Genomic DNA, 14,182 nt, shown 5'->3' on the forward strand with positions numbered 1-14,182 from the left:
GAGGTCAGGCTCCCTTGAGCAGAAGCGGCTTGCGGGAAGTGAACTCGGCGTTGGCCCGGTCGTAGTCGTCCGGGCGGCCGATGTCCAGCCAGTATCCGTCGAACTCGTAGGCGTGCGGCTGGTTGCCGGTCTTGAGCAGGTCGAGCACCAACTCGTCGAAGCCGAGCGGGAGTCCGGGCGTGTAGCCGTCGAGGGTGGTGCGAGACAGGCCGTAGACGCCCATGGAGACCCGGTAGTCCATGCTCGGCTTCTCGGTGAACGCCACGACCTTGCTGGAGTCGGTGGTCAGCACCCCGAAGTCGATGTGCACCTTGCGGGCGTACGTCGCGATGGTCAGCGGCGCCCCGGACGCGCGGTGCCGGCGCAGGACGTCGGCGTAGTCGAGGTCGGTGAGGACGTCGCCGTTCATCACCAGGAACGTCTCGGGCAGGCGGTCGCGCAGGTTGAGCAGCGGGCCCATGGTGCCCAGCGGGCTCTCCTCGGTGGCGTAGTCGACGGCCAGCCCCCACTGGGAGCCGTCGCCGACGTAGGCGCGAATGATCTCGCCGAGGTGGCCGATGGCGATGGTGCAGCTGGTGAAACCGGCCGTGGACAGCTGGCGCAGCACGATCTCCAGGATCGCGTGCTGGTCGCCGATGGGCACGAGCGGCTTGGGCAGCGTGGTGGTGTACGGCCGCAGCCGGACGCCCTTGCCTCCCGCCAGGATCACTGCGTGCATGGGCTCCTCCTTCGTGAACGCCTTCATGGTCGTGCGCGGACGTGACGGACGAGATCCGCTGTGCGGGGTCAGATGTTGTAGATGCCGGTCTTGTAGCGGGCGAGGTTGGCCGGGTCGCGGAAGAACTCCACGGTGGCGGCCAGGCCTTCCTCCAGGGTGTGGGCGGGCCGCCAGCCGGTGGCGGCGGCCAGCCGGCTCGCGTCCGCGACCAGCCGCATCACCTCGGAGTTCGCCGGGCGGATGCGGGCGGTGTCCGCGCGGACGTCGAGGGCGGTGTCCATCACCTTGCCGATCAGCGCGACCAGGTCGCCCACCGAGATCTCCCCGCCGGTCCCGGCGTTGAAGGTGCGGCCCACGACCTGACCTGCGGGCGCGGTGCCGACGGCGAGGAAGGCCTGCGCGGTGTCCTTGACGAAGGTGAAGTCCCGGGTGGGACGCAGATCGCCGAGGGTGATGGTGCGCTCTCCCGCCGCCACCTGACCGATGACGGTGGGGATGACCGCGCGCATCGACTGGCGCGGCCCGAAGGTGTTGAAGGGCCGCAGGGTGACCACCGGGGTGTCGAAACTGGCGTGGTAGCTGTCGGCCAGCCGGTCCCCGCCCGCCTTCGAAGCGGCATAGGGGGACTGGGTGTTGATGGGGTGGTCCTCGGTGATGGGCACGGTCTGCGCGGTGCCGTACGTCTCGCTGGTGGAGGTGTGCACCAGCCGGGGCGTGCCGAGCGCGCGCACCGCCTCCAGCACGTTGAGGGTGCCGGTGACGTTGGTGTCCACGTAGCTGTGCGGGGCCTGGTAGGAGTACGGGATCGCGATCAGGGCGGCCAGGTGGTAGGCGGTGTCGGCGCCTTCGAGGAGGCCGCGCACGGAGCCCGGGTCACGGACGTCGCCGAGGACGATCTCCACCTGGTCCAGGACGTCCGGGTGCAGGGTCTCCAGCCAGCCGTAGGAGGAGAAGGAGTTGTACTGGGCCATGGCCCTGACCCGGTGGCCGGAGGCGACCAGTGCCTCGGTGAGGTGTGAGCCGATGAAGCCCTCGGCTCCGGTGACGGCGGCGAGCGGTGCGGAGGTCAACTGCGGTGTCCCTTCGATCGGTTGGGAGGAGAGCGGAGAATCGGGGTGGGGCTCAGGCGTGCGGTGCGGGCCTGCCGAGCAGCCACAGCGCGCACCCCGCGAGACACAGGGCGGCGGTGCCGCAGGCCAGCGGCAGGGCCAGGGCGTTGCCCGGTGGCAGCCGGAACAGGACGACCGCTCCGGCCCCGCCGGCAGCCGCCAGGCAGATCCCGGCCGACGGCCAGGCCGCCCCGAACGCCTGGAGCAGCAGCGCCGTCCACAGCACGGCGGCGAGCAGCAGCAGGGCGACCGGGTCGGCACCGGTGAGCAGGGCCGCAGGCAGCAGCGGTGCGAGATACGCGCACAGACACAGGCCGAGGACTCCGGCCGAGCGCAGCAGGAACCCGGCGGGCGTGGCGGTGGCCCGCAGCGCGGCGACCGACAGCCCCCGGTAGCGGTACAGCAGCCATTCCGCGGGTCCCATGCTCAACGTCAGCACGATCACCGCGTACGGCTCCTCCCGCCCCTCCAGCAGCACCAGCACCCCGGCGGCCAGCCCGAACAGGCCGTACGGCAGCGACCACAGCAGTCGCGGCCGGGTCGCGTCGGTGACGGCCGGGACGCCGAGGGCACCCCGCAGCACCCAGCCGGTGACGGTGAGCGTCGCGAGCAGCGCCAGCAGGGGCAGCCCGGCCCGGAGCGCGGGGCCGGGCTCCCACCACGGCAGGACGGCCGCACCCGCGAGCAGCGGGCTGAGCGCGGCCAGCAGCAGCCGTTCCCGGCCCAGCACCAGCAGGACACCGGCGGCCGCCAGGTACGCCGACTGCGCGCCCGCCACCAGGGTCACCGGCCCGCCGCCGGCGGGCAGCGCGGCGATCGCCGTGGCCAGCACCGCTCCCACCGGCGCGCCGAACAGGAGCGTACGGCCCGCCTCCCGGCGCCCGGTGGCCATCCGCAGGTGCGCGCGGTGGCCGAGCCCCTGCCCCCACGCCCAGGAGACCAGCCCGGCCACGATGAGGGCGGGGGCGTACCCGCCGGCGTTCCACAGCGGCGCGGTCAGCAGGTAGGCGAGTCCCGGCAGGGCGAACAGCACACCCCGCAGCAGACAGCGCAGCGTGTCGGGACGCCACGGATCGGCCGCCGGGGCGGGCTCGGGGAAGGTGCGCGGCACCCGCTCGTAGAGGGCGGAGGCCAGGGAGAACAGGTTCGGGTGGCCGTAGCGTTCGTTGATCAGGGAGGCGGACAGTCCCTCCGCCTCCAGCAGCGCCGCCACCTCGTAGGGGTGGACGGCGGGGCCTATGCGGTCGGCGAGCTCGGCGGCGAGTTCGCTGACCGCCGCCTCGTCGGGGCCCTGCCGGGGCAGCCGGATGGCGAGCGTGGTGTCGTCCAGGGCCCAGCGCGGCCGGCGGCGCGGCGGGCGGTGACCGGCCAGCCGGATGGCCAGTGTGTCCTGCTCGGCGCCCCCGGGTTCGAGGGATATCGGCCCGCTCACAGCGCGAGGCTTCCGGTGCCGTGGACGACCGGCGCGGACAGCCCGAACGGCGCTACCACCGTCGGCTCCGGTGCCGGATGGGCCAGTTCCAGATAGACGGACCGAAACGTGTCAATGGTCTGCCGGAGGGTGAACTGCTCGATGACCCGCAGCCGGGCCGCCTCACCCATCGCCCTGCGCCGCCCGGCATCCCCGAGCAGCTCCAGCGCCGCCGCGGCCATCGCCGCCGGATCGCGCGGCGGCACCACGAGCCCGGTGTCACCGACGGCCTCGCGGACCCCGCCCACGTCCGTGGAGACGGTGGCCCGTCCGCAGGACATGGCCTCGATCAGGGTGAAGGGGAAGCCCTCGCTGATGCTGGAGAGCATCACCACGTTCCCGGCGGCGTAGGCGTCCTTGATGTCGTCGACGCGCCCCTCGAAGGTGACGGCGTCGGCGTGCCCGAGCTCGGCGGCCAGCGCCTCGCAGCGCTCCCGGTAGGCCTCCCCGCCGCGCGGCGTCCCGCCGAACAGCCGCAGCCGCGCGTGCGGGAGCCGGTCCCGGACGAGGGCGAAGGCCCGGATCAGGGTCTCCAGGTCCTTGATGGGGTCGACGCGGCCCGCCCAGCTGAGGGTGGGGGAGTCGGGTTCCGGCCCGGCCGCCGGGAACGCGGCGGGGTCGACACCGTTGTAGACCGTGCGGATCGACTCCGGGTCGGCGCCGCCCTCCTCCTCCCACAGCCGGTTGTAGCGATTGCCCGGCGTGATCAGGGCGGCCCGGCGGTAGCTCTCCTGAGCGAGCAGCCGGAAGAACCCGAGGACCACGGCCTTCACCGGCCAGCGGTAGGGGGCGGTGCGGTATCCGAGGTAGCGCTCGCGCAGATACACGCCGTGCTCCGTCAGCAGCAGCGGAACGCCGTGCTGTTCGAGGGCGGCAAGGCCCGGCAGGACAGCGACCCCGCCGCTCACCGCGTGCGCGACCCCGCTCTCGGGGGCCGGGGCGGCCAGGGGGCGCAGGGCGTGTTCCAGCAGGGCGGTCGCGGTGAGTGCGTCGTGCAGGGTCGGCCGCGCCTCGCGTACGGCGAGACCGGGGCGGTTCCACAGCGCGGTGAGGATCGCGATCGCCCGGTCCGTGCGCAGGAAGGGGCTCAGCGTCCCGTCCGAAGCGGCCCGGGCCAGCGCGTACAGGGCGGGCGCGAACCCGTCCTCGGCGCGCGGGTCGAGCAGCGCGGTCAGGAACCGCTCGTAGGCGGCGGCGAGTTGGTTGCGGGACCGGCCCCGGGGCGGGCGGCCCTCGGGCGGGGCGCCCCACATGGGGACGGACAGCACGCCGGCGACGTGCGCGGGCAGCTCCCAGACGACCGGCTCGCGTCCGGTGCCGGTGACGGCGATGACATCGAAGGCCAGGTCGGGCATGCCCTGGACGAGCTGGTCGCACCAGACGCTGACGCCTCCGTGAGAGTGCGGGTAGGTGCCTTCGGTGAGCAGGGTGACGCGCGTCGCTCCGGTACGTCGCGCGCCCTGGGGAACGGGCATCGTTGTGCTCCACGGCTGAGGTGTGGGGTGGTTCGGGCCGGTCCTGGCCACCGCCGGGCGGCCAGGACCTTCGGGTCGTACGCGAATGCGCCGTTCAGCCGTCTGTGCCGTGACCCACCGGGTCGCTGACGCCCGCGGGGACCCGGGTGTCCGGGGCCGGCTCGGTGACCGGGGCGGTCTCGGTGGCGGAGCCGTCGGCCGGGGCCGCCGCGGAGGCCGGCAGGGTGAGGGTGAGCGGGGCGCCCGTGGCGGGCGTCCAGCCGGACACCGATCCGGCGTAGGCCTCGCCGAACGCGGCCCCGGCCAGTGTGGTGCCGGTGGGAGCGGTCGCGGTGACCGCCAAGCCGCCCGGTGCGTCGACGGTCACCGTGCCGCCGATGCGGTAGGCGGTGACCTCTCCGGCCTGGAGTGCGGTCCGCCACTTCGCCCGGCGCTCCAGTTCCGTGCCGATGTCGCGCATCCGCGGGTTCACCACGGGGGTGTCCTCGGAGAACAGCTCCTTGTAGCCGTCCAGGACGCCGTCGAGCACGGGGTAGGCGATGCGGTCCTCGGCCAGGTTCGACTGGTGGATGAAGTGCGGCTTGGGGTCGTTGGCCAGGACGTGCCCGAGAGCGATCCGCGTCTCCAGCGGCACGATGTGCCCGGCATAGCCGGTGGCCGTGTCCAGCGGCGCCGGCAGACATGTGGTGGTGGCCGGATTGTCCTCGCAGATGCCGCTGCCTCCCTGGGCGCGACTGGTGTAGATCCAGTTGTACTCGTCGACCTGCTCGGCCGCCCGGCCGGCGTTGTAGAACACGTTCATCGGGTAGCGGGGCACGGTCGTGGACGGACCGACCCGGCGCTGACCGGGCTCACGGGAGTTGTCGGAACCGAGCCAGGCGATGTCGTTGTCGTCCAGGGCGAGCGCCAGGTTGGGGTTGTCGTCCGGCTGCTGCGGCAGGACCTTCATGCCCGAGTGCTCGCCGGTCACCAACTCGTCGTTCACCAGCGGCAGTCCGGCGCTCGCGCCCCACACCCGGTTGATGGCGATCTCGTCGGAGATGTCGTCGCGGCTCATCCACCGGGTGCTGCCGTCGGCGTTGGTCGCGCACTTCCACGGCACCACGCTCGTGTCCTGGACACACCCGAGGAAGGGGTGCGAGTAGGTGTGGTTGATCCACCGGAACTCCCCCCTCCGCGCGATCAGCCGGTCGGCGAGCGGGTCGGCGCCGTTGTTGTCCTCGCGGTGGTCGACACTGCCCGCGCCGTTGTACGCGAAGTCGAGGGTGAAGTCCTTGCTGTTCTGCCAGTCGACGGCGTGGTCGACGTCGGAGGGCGTCATCCGGATCGGGTCGGGCGTCGCACTGGGGTCGGTGCAGTCGACGTCGCCCGGCGTGCAGTTGAGGCGGCTGTTCCACCGGTCGTCCGCCGCGAACACGTCGTCCACGTGGACGGTGAAGTAGTTCCGCGAGGCACCCAGGTGCACCCCGCCCGTCATCCACTCCACGATGCCGCGGGCCAGCAGCCGGAACTGCTGCTGGTACTGGTTGTAGACGAAGGTGACGACCAGCTCGCGTCGGCCGTCGTGCCGGTATTCGCCCACGAGCGTGCCCTTGCCCGACTGCCCGGGGATCGCCGCCTCGACGTACGGCGTGAAGTCGGCCCCGGCCACGGGCTTGGACAGGTAGGCGTAACTCTCGCCGATCGCCGGGTCGTTGTCCTCGAAGGGCACCGCCCCGTCGAGATAGCCGAAGGGGCCCGCCTTGCCCGCGGCGGTCACTTCCGCCCGTTCGCCGTCGATGCTGCCGGAGTAGCCGCCGTTGATCGGGTACTGCAGACCGGCTTCGGGACGGGCGTAGGTGTAGGCGTCGACCTGCGGCACGTCGTACGTCTGCTCGTACGCCGCCAGGGCCGCCATCTCGGACGAGCCGGCCGGGAACGGGTTGTCGTTGGGCAGCACGACGGCCTGGAACTTGGCGCGCGGCCTGCCGTCCACGGTGTCCGCGAGGAAATCGGCGTCGATCACGGTCCGGCCGGACCGCGTGAGGTCGATCCGGGTGTACGGCGTACCCGCCGCGGCCAGTTCGGCGGCTATGGCATCGGTCGACGGGCCGCCGTCGCTCACCACCAGCACCCGCAGATCGATACGGGGCGTGGTGTCGGCGTGTGCCGCCCCGGCCGGCAGGCCCAGTGCGGCGATGAGCGCGCCCACCGTGAGCACGGTGGTGCGTGTGGTCCGCTTCATGCGGTGAGGTCCCCTCCCCGGGCAGGGATGAGTACTGCTCCGCGGAGCGGACGCACCCCCTTGCGTGTCGCCGGCGTCCCCCTCAGAAGCCAGTTCGTCACGCATCCGTTCGCGTCACATAGTGATGTCTGTGTGGAGATTTCGCGGTCATGTTGCGGAACATGACGGAAAAGCGCAGGTGCCCAACAGGGGCCGTTCGAAAGCGAAATGACCCATTCCCGGTCATGGTCCGACGTCGCAGCAGGTGAGCGTGGAGCCCCGGCGTGCTGGTCCGGGGCCTGAACGACGCACCGGCGGGCCTGTAGGGCCCGCCGGTCGCAGTGCCAGTGGTTCAGACCGGGGCGGTTGCCCGGCCGGGGAAGCTTTCAGGTCACCGCCGTCGGTTCCGGACGGAGTGTCAGGAGCAGAGCACGCGTGTCACGGGCGTGTACACCGGGCCGCCGCTGACGTTCGTGGAGTCGCTGAACTCGGCGTAGAAGTACGAGTAGAAGCCGATGTTGCCGTTGCAGCCGGAGTCGGCGGCGACGTCCAGCGTCAGGGTGACCGTACGGCTCTGACCGGGCGGGATGGTGGCGCCGTAGTTGCCGCCGAGGTTGGCCGGGCCGGTGCCGGCGCACGGGGAGGCGCCGTCGGCGGTGGTGAGGCTGCACCCGGAGAAGCCGTACTTGAGGTCGGGGCGCTGGGTGGTCAGCCAGGTCGGCTCGATCGTCTGGTACACGAACCAGACGTCGTAGGTGTTGTTGTTCTTGATGGTCATCGACAGCTTGACCGAGCCGCCGGGCGTGGTGGTGGCGCTGTCGGTGGCGAAGGTCAGCTCCGCCGGGGCCGGGTCCGCCGCACTCGCGCCGGGGGCCAGGCCGAACAGGGTGAGGGCGAGGGCAAGGACGGCGGTGAGGCCGAAACGTCTCATCAGGGTTGATCGCATGGCCTGGGAGGCTAAGCAGGGCCCGGGCGGGGCGTCTGCCCCACGATGCGGGTACTCCTCGCCGCGCGGCTGGAAGTGTTCACGGTGTGGTCGAGGTGTGACGAAAGTATGGAGACACGGTGGGATCGGTATTCGCCCAGGCAGTCGGCACCGTCCGGGGTGACCGTGCTGGCGGAACGCTGGCGACCGCTTCCGTGGCGTCGAAGGACGACATTGGCGCGTATCGGTTGCGACGGCCCTTCTTCCCCGCCCGCGACCACGACCGGGAGCGTCAGTCCCCTGTCGAGAGGGTGACGGGACAAGGGGAGCGCGTGTGCGAGGCTTGTTCCGCAGGGACGGACACGGGCTGGAAAGGTGATGCGCCATGAGTGATGCCGAGGAGAGGGCGCTGCTGGCGGGCGGGTGCTTCTGGGGCATGCAGGAGCTGATCCGGACGCTGCCCGGTGTGGTCCGTACCCGGGTCGGCTACAGCGGCGACAACGACAAGCCCCGGCCCACCTACCGGGACCACGGGCGGCACGCGGAGTCGATCGAAATCGTGTTCGATCCGACCGTGACCGACTACCGCGCGATCCTGGAGTACTTCTTCCAGATCCACGACCCGACCACCAGTAACCGGCAGGGGAACGACATCGGCCTGAGCTACCGCTCCGCCATCTTCTACCTCGACGACGAGCAGCGCCGGGTCGCGCAGGAGACCATCGCCGACGTCGAGGCGTCCGGGCTGTGGCCGGGGCCGGTGGTGACCGAGGTGGTGCCGGCGGGTCCCTTCTGGGACGCCGAGCCGGAGCACCAGGACTACCTCCAGCGCTATCCGGACGGCTACACCTGCCACTTCCCGCGCCCGAACTGGCGGCTGCCGAAGCGCGAACAGGCCTGAACGGCCGGTCCGGAAAGCACAGAGGCAAGGAGATATCTCCTTGCCTCTCCTAATTTATAGCGCACCGGGGGGCTTGCGGCAAGGCCCGGGTCTCGGCGCAGAATCGTCGGCCTAAGCCCACTACCTGCGGAAACGGGGACACGAGGTGCGTGTGTCGAAGATCGGGACGAGCTCGACCAGCGGTGCGGAAGAACCGGAAGGTGTCGCGACGACCGACGCGATGACCGAGCAGGACGCGATGGCCGAGCAGGACGCGATGGCCGAGCAGGCCGCGCTTACCGAGCAGTACGTGCTGGATCTTCAAGAGGTGGACGAGACACAGCTCGGGCTCGTCGGCGGCAAGGGTGCGCACCTGGGGGCACTGGCGCGGATCGAAGGCATCCGCGTACCGGGAGGCTTCTGCGTCACGACGCACGCCTTCCGGCAGATCATGGCGCAGGTGCCTACGGCCGAGGAACTGCTGGATCAGCTGTCGGGCCTGGGCCCCGACGACCGGGAGGCGATCGGCACCCTCAGCGCGCGGATGCGCCGGACCATCGAGGAGACCGCCGTCCCGGACGATCTCGCGGCGGCGATCACCCGCGCCCTGTCCCGGCTCGGCGAGCGGACCCCCTGCGCTGTCCGGTCCAGCGCGACCGCGGAGGACCTGCCGACGGCATCCTTCGCCGGACAGCAGGACACCTACCTGAACGTCGTCGGCCCGGCGGCGATCCTCCGGCACGTCAGCCGGTGCTGGGCCTCGCAGTTCACCGAGCGGGCCGTGACCTACCGTCAGCGCCAGGGCATCGACCACCGCACGGTCGACATGGCCGTGGTCGTGCAGCGGATGGTCTTCCCGCACGCGTCGGGCATCCTCTTCACGGCCGACCCCGTCACCGGCAACCGCGAGGTCGCCACCGTGGACGCCGGTTTCGGTCTCGGCGAGGCCCTGGTCTCCGGCCTGGTGAACCCGGACGTCTACAAGGTGCGGCACGGCGACGTCGTCGCGAAGACCATCGCCGCCAAACAGCGTGCCGTCCACGCCCTCCCTACCGGCGGAACACAGCAGGTGGAGATCGACGCGCGGCGGCAGGAGCAGCCGGCGCTGACGGACGCCCAGGTCCTGCGGCTCGTCCAGCTCGGGCGGCGGATCGAGGAACACTTCGGCCGTCCCCAGGACATCGAATGGTGCCTGGGCGACGACGACTTCCAGATCGTGCAGAGCAGGCCCATCACCACCCTGTTCCCCCTCCCCGAGGCCGCCGACCAGGGCCGTCGCGTCTACGTCTCCGTCGGTCACCAGCAGATGATGACCGACGCCATGAAGCCCCTCGGGCTGTCCATGTGGAAGCTGACGGCCATGGCGCCGATGACCGAGGCCGGCGGGCGACTGTTCGTCGACGCCACCCGAGTCCTCTCCACCCCCACGAGCCGCGCCGGCCTCCTGGACCTCGTGGGACGAGGCGATCCCCTGACCAGGAACGCGCTGGAAACCGTTCTCGACCGCGACGGCTTCCTCCCCCTGCTCCCGGACCCGGCCCCCGCCGGACCCCCGGCCGGCGGCGCGCCCGCCCCGATCGAGACCGATCCGGCCCTCGTCGACGGGCTGATCGAACGCAGCCAGGCGTCCATCGCCGCACTGCGGCGCGACATCGCCACACAGACCGGGCCCGCCCTGTTCGACTTCCTGGAGGAGGCCTTCCAGGAGCACAAGCGCATCCTCACCGATCCGCTCAGCCATCAGGCGATCATGGCGGGCATGGAAGCCACGTGGTGGCTCAACGACAACCTGCACGCATGGCTGGGGGAGAAGAACGCGGCTGACACGCTGACCCTCTCCGCCCCCGGCAACGTCACCTCGGAGATGGGCCTCGCGCTGCTCGACGTCGCGGACGCGATCCGCCCCCATCCGGAAGTGGTGGCCTTCCTGCGGAGCGTCGAGGACGACGGCTTCCTGGACGAACTGCCGAAGTACGCGGGCGGAATCACGGCCCGCGACGCCATCGAGGGATATCTCGACCGCTACGGCATGCGCTGCGCCGGAGAGATCGACATCACCAGGCCCCGTTGGCGCGAGAGCCCCAGCACCCTCGTGCCGGCCATCCTCGACAACGTCCGGAACTTCGAACCCGGCGCCGCCCAGCGGCGCTTCGAGCAGGGCCGGCAGGAGGCGTGGAAGAAGAAGCAGGACGTGCTGACCCGCCTGCGGTCGCTGCCCGGCGGGGAGAGCAAAGCCGACGAGACAGAGCGCATGATCGAGCGGGTCCGCACCTTCATCGGCTACCGGGAGTACCCGAAGTACGACATCGTCAGCCGCTACTTCGTCTACAAGCAGGCCCTGCTGGCCGAGGCCGAACGCCTCGTACGGGCCGGGGTGATCGCGGACAGGGAGGACGTCTTCTACCTCACGTTCGAGGAACTGCGCGACGCCGTTCGCTCGCACCGGGTGGATGACCGGCTCGTCCGGCAGCGCAAGGAGACCTTCCCGACGCACCGGTCGCTCACACCGCCCCGGGTGCTCACCTCGGAGGGCGAGATGGTCAACGGGGCGTACGGGCGTGACGACGTGCCGGACGGCGCCCTGGCCGGCCTGCCGGTTTCCGGCGGGACCGTCGAGGGGCGGGCCCGCGTCGTGCTCGACATGGGGCAGGCCGACCTCGAGCCCGGCGACATCCTGGTCACGGTCTTCACCGACCCCAGTTGGTCGCCCCTGTTCGTCGGGATCGCGGGTCTCGTGACGGAGGTGGGCGGCCTGATGACCCATGGCGCGGTGATCGCACGCGAGTACGGCTTGCCCGCCGTCGTGGGCGTCGACCGGGCCACCCGGCTGATCCGCGACGGCCAGCGGATCCGTGTGCACGGCAGCGACGGGTACGTCGAGATCCTGTCCTGACCCGGACGAGTCCGGCCCCTGATGGGGGCGCCCCCTCAGATGCGGCGCCCCCTCGAATGATCTGCCGTTGCCTGCTCGCCGTGGCGGCAGGCGGGTGCCTCAGCGGAACCGCCCCGAGCACCCTCGTGCACGCCGGGCAGATCCGGGCCCACCGATACCGGTCAGGTGATCAGGGCCTGCTCCGTCGTGGGGTGGCAGGGGATGAGGGTGTCCACGCCGACCAGTTGGAGGACACGCAGGACGCTTTCCTGGGCTCCGGCGATGCGCACCCAGCCGGCCGCGCGGCTCGCCTGCTGGTGGGCGGCGACGAAGACGTTGATGCCGCTGGAGTCCATGAACGTCACGCCGCTGAGATCCGCGACGATCCGCGGCGGGAGCGCACCGTCCGCGACCAGCAGCGCTTCACTGAGCACCTCCCGCACGTCATGGTCGATCTCGCCGCGCAGCGTCACGACACGGACGCCTTCGGTCATGTGGTGTTCGGCCTGGAGCCGGCTCGGCCGGTCCGCTTCCTCGAGCTGGGACACCGTCTCCTCAAATGTGCTTAGGCTTGCCCGGTCAGGATGTGCGCACTCGATTCTGCCCCACCGCCCCGCCCGGATGCACCCACGCGGCTGTGCCGAACAACACCCTCCGGGCATGCAGGGCGGCGAAACGGGTACCGGCGCGCAGGAACGGGGAGTGAGGGCGAGGCCAGTGAAACCTGATGCCGACGGTGACGGCTGTACGACGCCTGGCGAGCATCTCCTGCGCGTCGGCTACGCCTTGGACGGAGACGACAGCTGTATCGCGGACGCCCGCCGGCACGCCGCCGCGTTCCTCGACCGGGCGAGCGCCGAACAGCACCTGCCCGTCTCCGCCCGCGCGAGGGACCTCACCGCGCTGGTGGTCAGCGAGCTCGTCACCAACACCCGCAAATACGCCCCGGGCCCCGTCCTGCTGGACCTGAGTGTCACCGCCCGCGCAGTGGAGATCACCGTCCGGGACAGCGACCCCACCATGCCCGCGCCCCGGCCCGCCGACCCCAACAGGGTCGGGCAGCACGGCCTGGAGATCGTGAAGGCCGTGGCCGAGACCTTCGCGGTACGCAGAGAGACAACGGGCAAACGCATCACGGCCCGCATCCCGCTGTCCGACGGCTCAGGTCCCAAGCTCACCCCCTCTTGACGGACTCTGCGATTCGCTGCGCGGCTTCCGGGGGCGTGAGGTGGGTGGTGTCGACGACCTCGGCCTCGTCGTGCAGCCAGGTGCGGGCCGCCTCGGCGTAGGGCTCCAGGTGTTCGAGGCGGAACGAGGAGGGGCCCATGACGGTGTCTCCCTCGATGCGCCGCCGGAGTGTGACCTGGTCGGCGTGGAGGACGAAGTGCCGTACCTCGATGGCGTGTTCGGTGAGGCCCGTGCTGATCTCGCGCCAGTACTCCTCGACCAGGACGGTCATGGGCATCACCAGAGTGCCGCCGGTGTAGTCGAGGACGCGTCGGGCCGTCTCGACCACCAGGGGCCGCCACGGTGGCCAGTGCTGGAAGTTGTTCGTCGAAGGCAGCCCCGGCTTGATGTCCATGAGTGTCTCGCCGACCTTCTCGGCATCGAACACCCGTGAATCCGGAAGCAGTTGCTGCACGAGCGCACTGGTCGTCGTCTTGCCCGCGCCGTGGGTGCCGTTGAGCCATACGATCATGGCCCCACGCTAGCGCCGCGCGAGCGCGTTCGAGGCAGGTCCGTCGTCTTCCGCCTCGCCGTGGGGTATCGCCGGCGTATCGAAAGGCGCATACGCCACGGCAACGGCCCCGCCCCTGCAATGGAGGCATGACTCACGACACGACCCCGTCAACAACGCCCGGCCGCACACGCGGCATCGTGCTCCTCGTCCTGGCGGTCCTCGGCCTGGCGGGCGCCCTGTTCGTCGTACGGGGGCCCCTCATGATGTCCGCTCCGGCGTGCATGTCCGCCCGCTGGCACGGCTGCTTCGACACGTTCAACGGTGTCGTGCTCCTCACCCTGGCAGGGCTGCCGTTGGCCACAATGGTGGCCTGGGCGCTGGCGCGCCTCCGCGGTGCCGCCGGTGTCATGTCGCCCTGGCGGATCTCGCTGGCCGAGGTGGGCATGGTCTACGGGACGGTGCCGTTCCTGTGGATGACCATGATGCCGGGCGGCGGAGCCGGCACCGTGCCCGCCCGGGTGAGCCTGGTACCCCTGCGGGACCTCGCCACGATGGGCCCGCTCGGCATCGGCGGCAACCTTCTGGTCTTCGCCGCGCTGGGCTTCTTCGCCCCGATGCGGTTCGCGGCGACGGCGTCGCTGCCGCGGGTCCTGGCCCTCGGGGCGGGCTGCTCGGTCCTGGTCGAAACCGCGCAGTACGTCCTGCGACTGGACCGGGTGTCCTCCGTGGACGACGTCCTGGTGAACGCCACCGGCGCCGTGCTGGCCGCCCTGGCGTCGCGCCGCTGGTGGCGCACCCCCGGGCAGAGTTCTCATACGTCGGCGGTATGCCGCGCCACCTAGGCTTCG

The 14,182-nt window shown here is 71.2% G+C and carries 12 protein-coding genes; 4 read left to right on the forward strand and 8 right to left on the reverse strand.

Annotation, left to right across the window (positions count from 1 at the left end):
* Nucleotides 1-4 precede the first annotated feature (4 nt).
* The 6 genes from ACFZDE_RS04280 to ACFZDE_RS04305 all read right to left on the reverse strand — a co-directional run bounded on the left by ACFZDE_RS04280 (nucleotide 5) and on the right by ACFZDE_RS04305 (nucleotide 7,922).
* Nucleotides 5-718, reverse strand: a complete 714-nt coding sequence (locus ACFZDE_RS04280) for a sugar phosphate nucleotidyltransferase (RefSeq protein ID WP_390990057.1) — start codon at nucleotides 716-718, stop codon at nucleotides 5-7.
* Nucleotides 719-786: 68 nt separating this feature from the next.
* Nucleotides 787-1,788 carry a GDP-mannose 4,6-dehydratase gene (locus ACFZDE_RS04285; RefSeq protein ID WP_390990054.1) on the reverse strand — a complete coding sequence of 334 codons (1,002 nt, stop codon included), beginning with the start codon at nucleotides 1,786-1,788 and terminating at the stop codon, nucleotides 787-789.
* 52 nt (nucleotides 1,789-1,840) lie between these two features.
* Complete coding sequence (locus ACFZDE_RS04290; protein ID WP_391197215.1) at nucleotides 1,841-3,259, reverse strand: hypothetical protein; 1,419 nt, start codon at nucleotides 3,257-3,259, stop codon at nucleotides 1,841-1,843.
* Nucleotides 3,256-4,773: a GT4 family glycosyltransferase PelF gene (gene pelF / locus ACFZDE_RS04295; protein ID WP_391197216.1), complete on the reverse strand. Its 1,518-nt coding sequence runs from the start codon at nucleotides 4,771-4,773 to the stop codon at nucleotides 3,256-3,258. The genes ACFZDE_RS04290 and pelF overlap by 4 nt, the downstream gene beginning before the upstream one ends.
* A 94-nt stretch (nucleotides 4,774-4,867) precedes the next feature.
* On the reverse strand, nucleotides 4,868-6,997 hold the full coding sequence (locus ACFZDE_RS04300; RefSeq protein ID WP_391197219.1) for a hypothetical protein: 2,130 nt from the start codon (nucleotides 6,995-6,997) through the stop codon (nucleotides 4,868-4,870).
* A gap of 397 nt (nucleotides 6,998-7,394) precedes the next feature.
* The gene (locus ACFZDE_RS04305) at nucleotides 7,395-7,922 is read right to left on the reverse strand and encodes a hypothetical protein (protein ID WP_391197221.1); all 528 of its coding nucleotides are present in this window, start codon (nucleotides 7,920-7,922) and stop codon (nucleotides 7,395-7,397) included.
* Between the two features lie 364 nt (nucleotides 7,923-8,286).
* On the opposite strand from ACFZDE_RS04305, the gene msrA reads away from it, so the two are divergent.
* The gene (gene msrA / locus ACFZDE_RS04310; protein ID WP_391197223.1) at nucleotides 8,287-8,802 is read left to right on the forward strand and encodes a peptide-methionine (S)-S-oxide reductase MsrA; all 516 of its coding nucleotides are present in this window, start codon (nucleotides 8,287-8,289) and stop codon (nucleotides 8,800-8,802) included.
* A gap of 256 nt (nucleotides 8,803-9,058) precedes the next feature.
* Nucleotides 9,059-11,674, forward strand: a complete 2,616-nt coding sequence (gene rph / locus ACFZDE_RS04315; protein WP_391197477.1) for a rifamycin-inactivating phosphotransferase — start codon at nucleotides 9,059-9,061, stop codon at nucleotides 11,672-11,674.
* A gap of 161 nt (nucleotides 11,675-11,835) precedes the next feature.
* Here rph and ACFZDE_RS04320 read toward each other — a convergent pair whose 3' ends face one another.
* Nucleotides 11,836-12,201, reverse strand: coding sequence for an anti-sigma factor antagonist (locus ACFZDE_RS04320; RefSeq protein WP_390990037.1), 366 nt, complete (start codon nucleotides 12,199-12,201; stop codon nucleotides 11,836-11,838).
* Between the two features lie 169 nt (nucleotides 12,202-12,370).
* On the opposite strand from ACFZDE_RS04320, the gene ACFZDE_RS04325 reads away from it, so the two are divergent.
* A complete protein-coding gene (locus tag ACFZDE_RS04325; protein ID WP_390990034.1) occupies nucleotides 12,371-12,841 on the forward strand; it encodes an ATP-binding protein in 471 nt (156 codons plus the stop codon).
* Here the strand turns inward: ACFZDE_RS04325 and ACFZDE_RS04330 are convergent.
* The gene (locus ACFZDE_RS04330) at nucleotides 12,828-13,352 is read right to left on the reverse strand and encodes an ATP-binding protein (RefSeq protein ID WP_391197225.1); all 525 of its coding nucleotides are present in this window, start codon (nucleotides 13,350-13,352) and stop codon (nucleotides 12,828-12,830) included. The two genes, ACFZDE_RS04325 and ACFZDE_RS04330, sit on opposite strands and share 14 nt — an antisense overlap.
* A 128-nt stretch (nucleotides 13,353-13,480) precedes the next feature.
* On the opposite strand from ACFZDE_RS04330, the gene ACFZDE_RS04335 reads away from it, so the two are divergent.
* Entirely contained in the window at nucleotides 13,481-14,176 is a 696-nt protein-coding gene (locus ACFZDE_RS04335) for a VanZ family protein (RefSeq protein ID WP_391197227.1), read from the forward strand.
* The last annotated feature ends 6 nt before the right edge of the window (nucleotides 14,177-14,182 follow it).

Origin of the sequence: Streptomyces sp. NPDC007929 (genome assembly GCF_042959065.1) — a bacterium.
Classification (GTDB): Bacteria; Actinomycetota; Actinomycetes; order Streptomycetales; family Streptomycetaceae; genus Streptomyces.

Excerpts from the sequence above, each read along its gene's own strand:
- msrA (WP_391197223.1), top strand. The coding sequence starts at position 8,287 with ATGAGTGATGCCGAGGAGAGGGCGCTGCTGGCGGGCGGGTGCTTCTGG.
- rph (WP_391197477.1), top strand. The coding sequence starts at position 9,059 with ATGGCCGAGCAGGCCGCGCTTACCGAGCAGTACGTGCTGGATCTTCAA.
- ACFZDE_RS04300 (WP_391197219.1), bottom strand. The coding sequence starts at position 6,997 with ATGAAGCGGACCACACGCACCACCGTGCTCACGGTGGGCGCGCTCATC.
- ACFZDE_RS04280 (WP_390990057.1), bottom strand. The coding sequence starts at position 718 with ATGCACGCAGTGATCCTGGCGGGAGGCAAGGGCGTCCGGCTGCGGCCG.
- ACFZDE_RS04305 (WP_391197221.1), bottom strand. The coding sequence starts at position 7,922 with ATGCGATCAACCCTGATGAGACGTTTCGGCCTCACCGCCGTCCTTGCC.
- ACFZDE_RS04335 (WP_391197227.1), top strand. The coding sequence starts at position 13,481 with ATGACTCACGACACGACCCCGTCAACAACGCCCGGCCGCACACGCGGC.
- pelF (WP_391197216.1), bottom strand. The coding sequence starts at position 4,773 with ATGCCCGTTCCCCAGGGCGCGCGACGTACCGGAGCGACGCGCGTCACC.
- ACFZDE_RS04330 (WP_391197225.1), bottom strand. The coding sequence starts at position 13,352 with ATGATCGTATGGCTCAACGGCACCCACGGCGCGGGCAAGACGACGACC.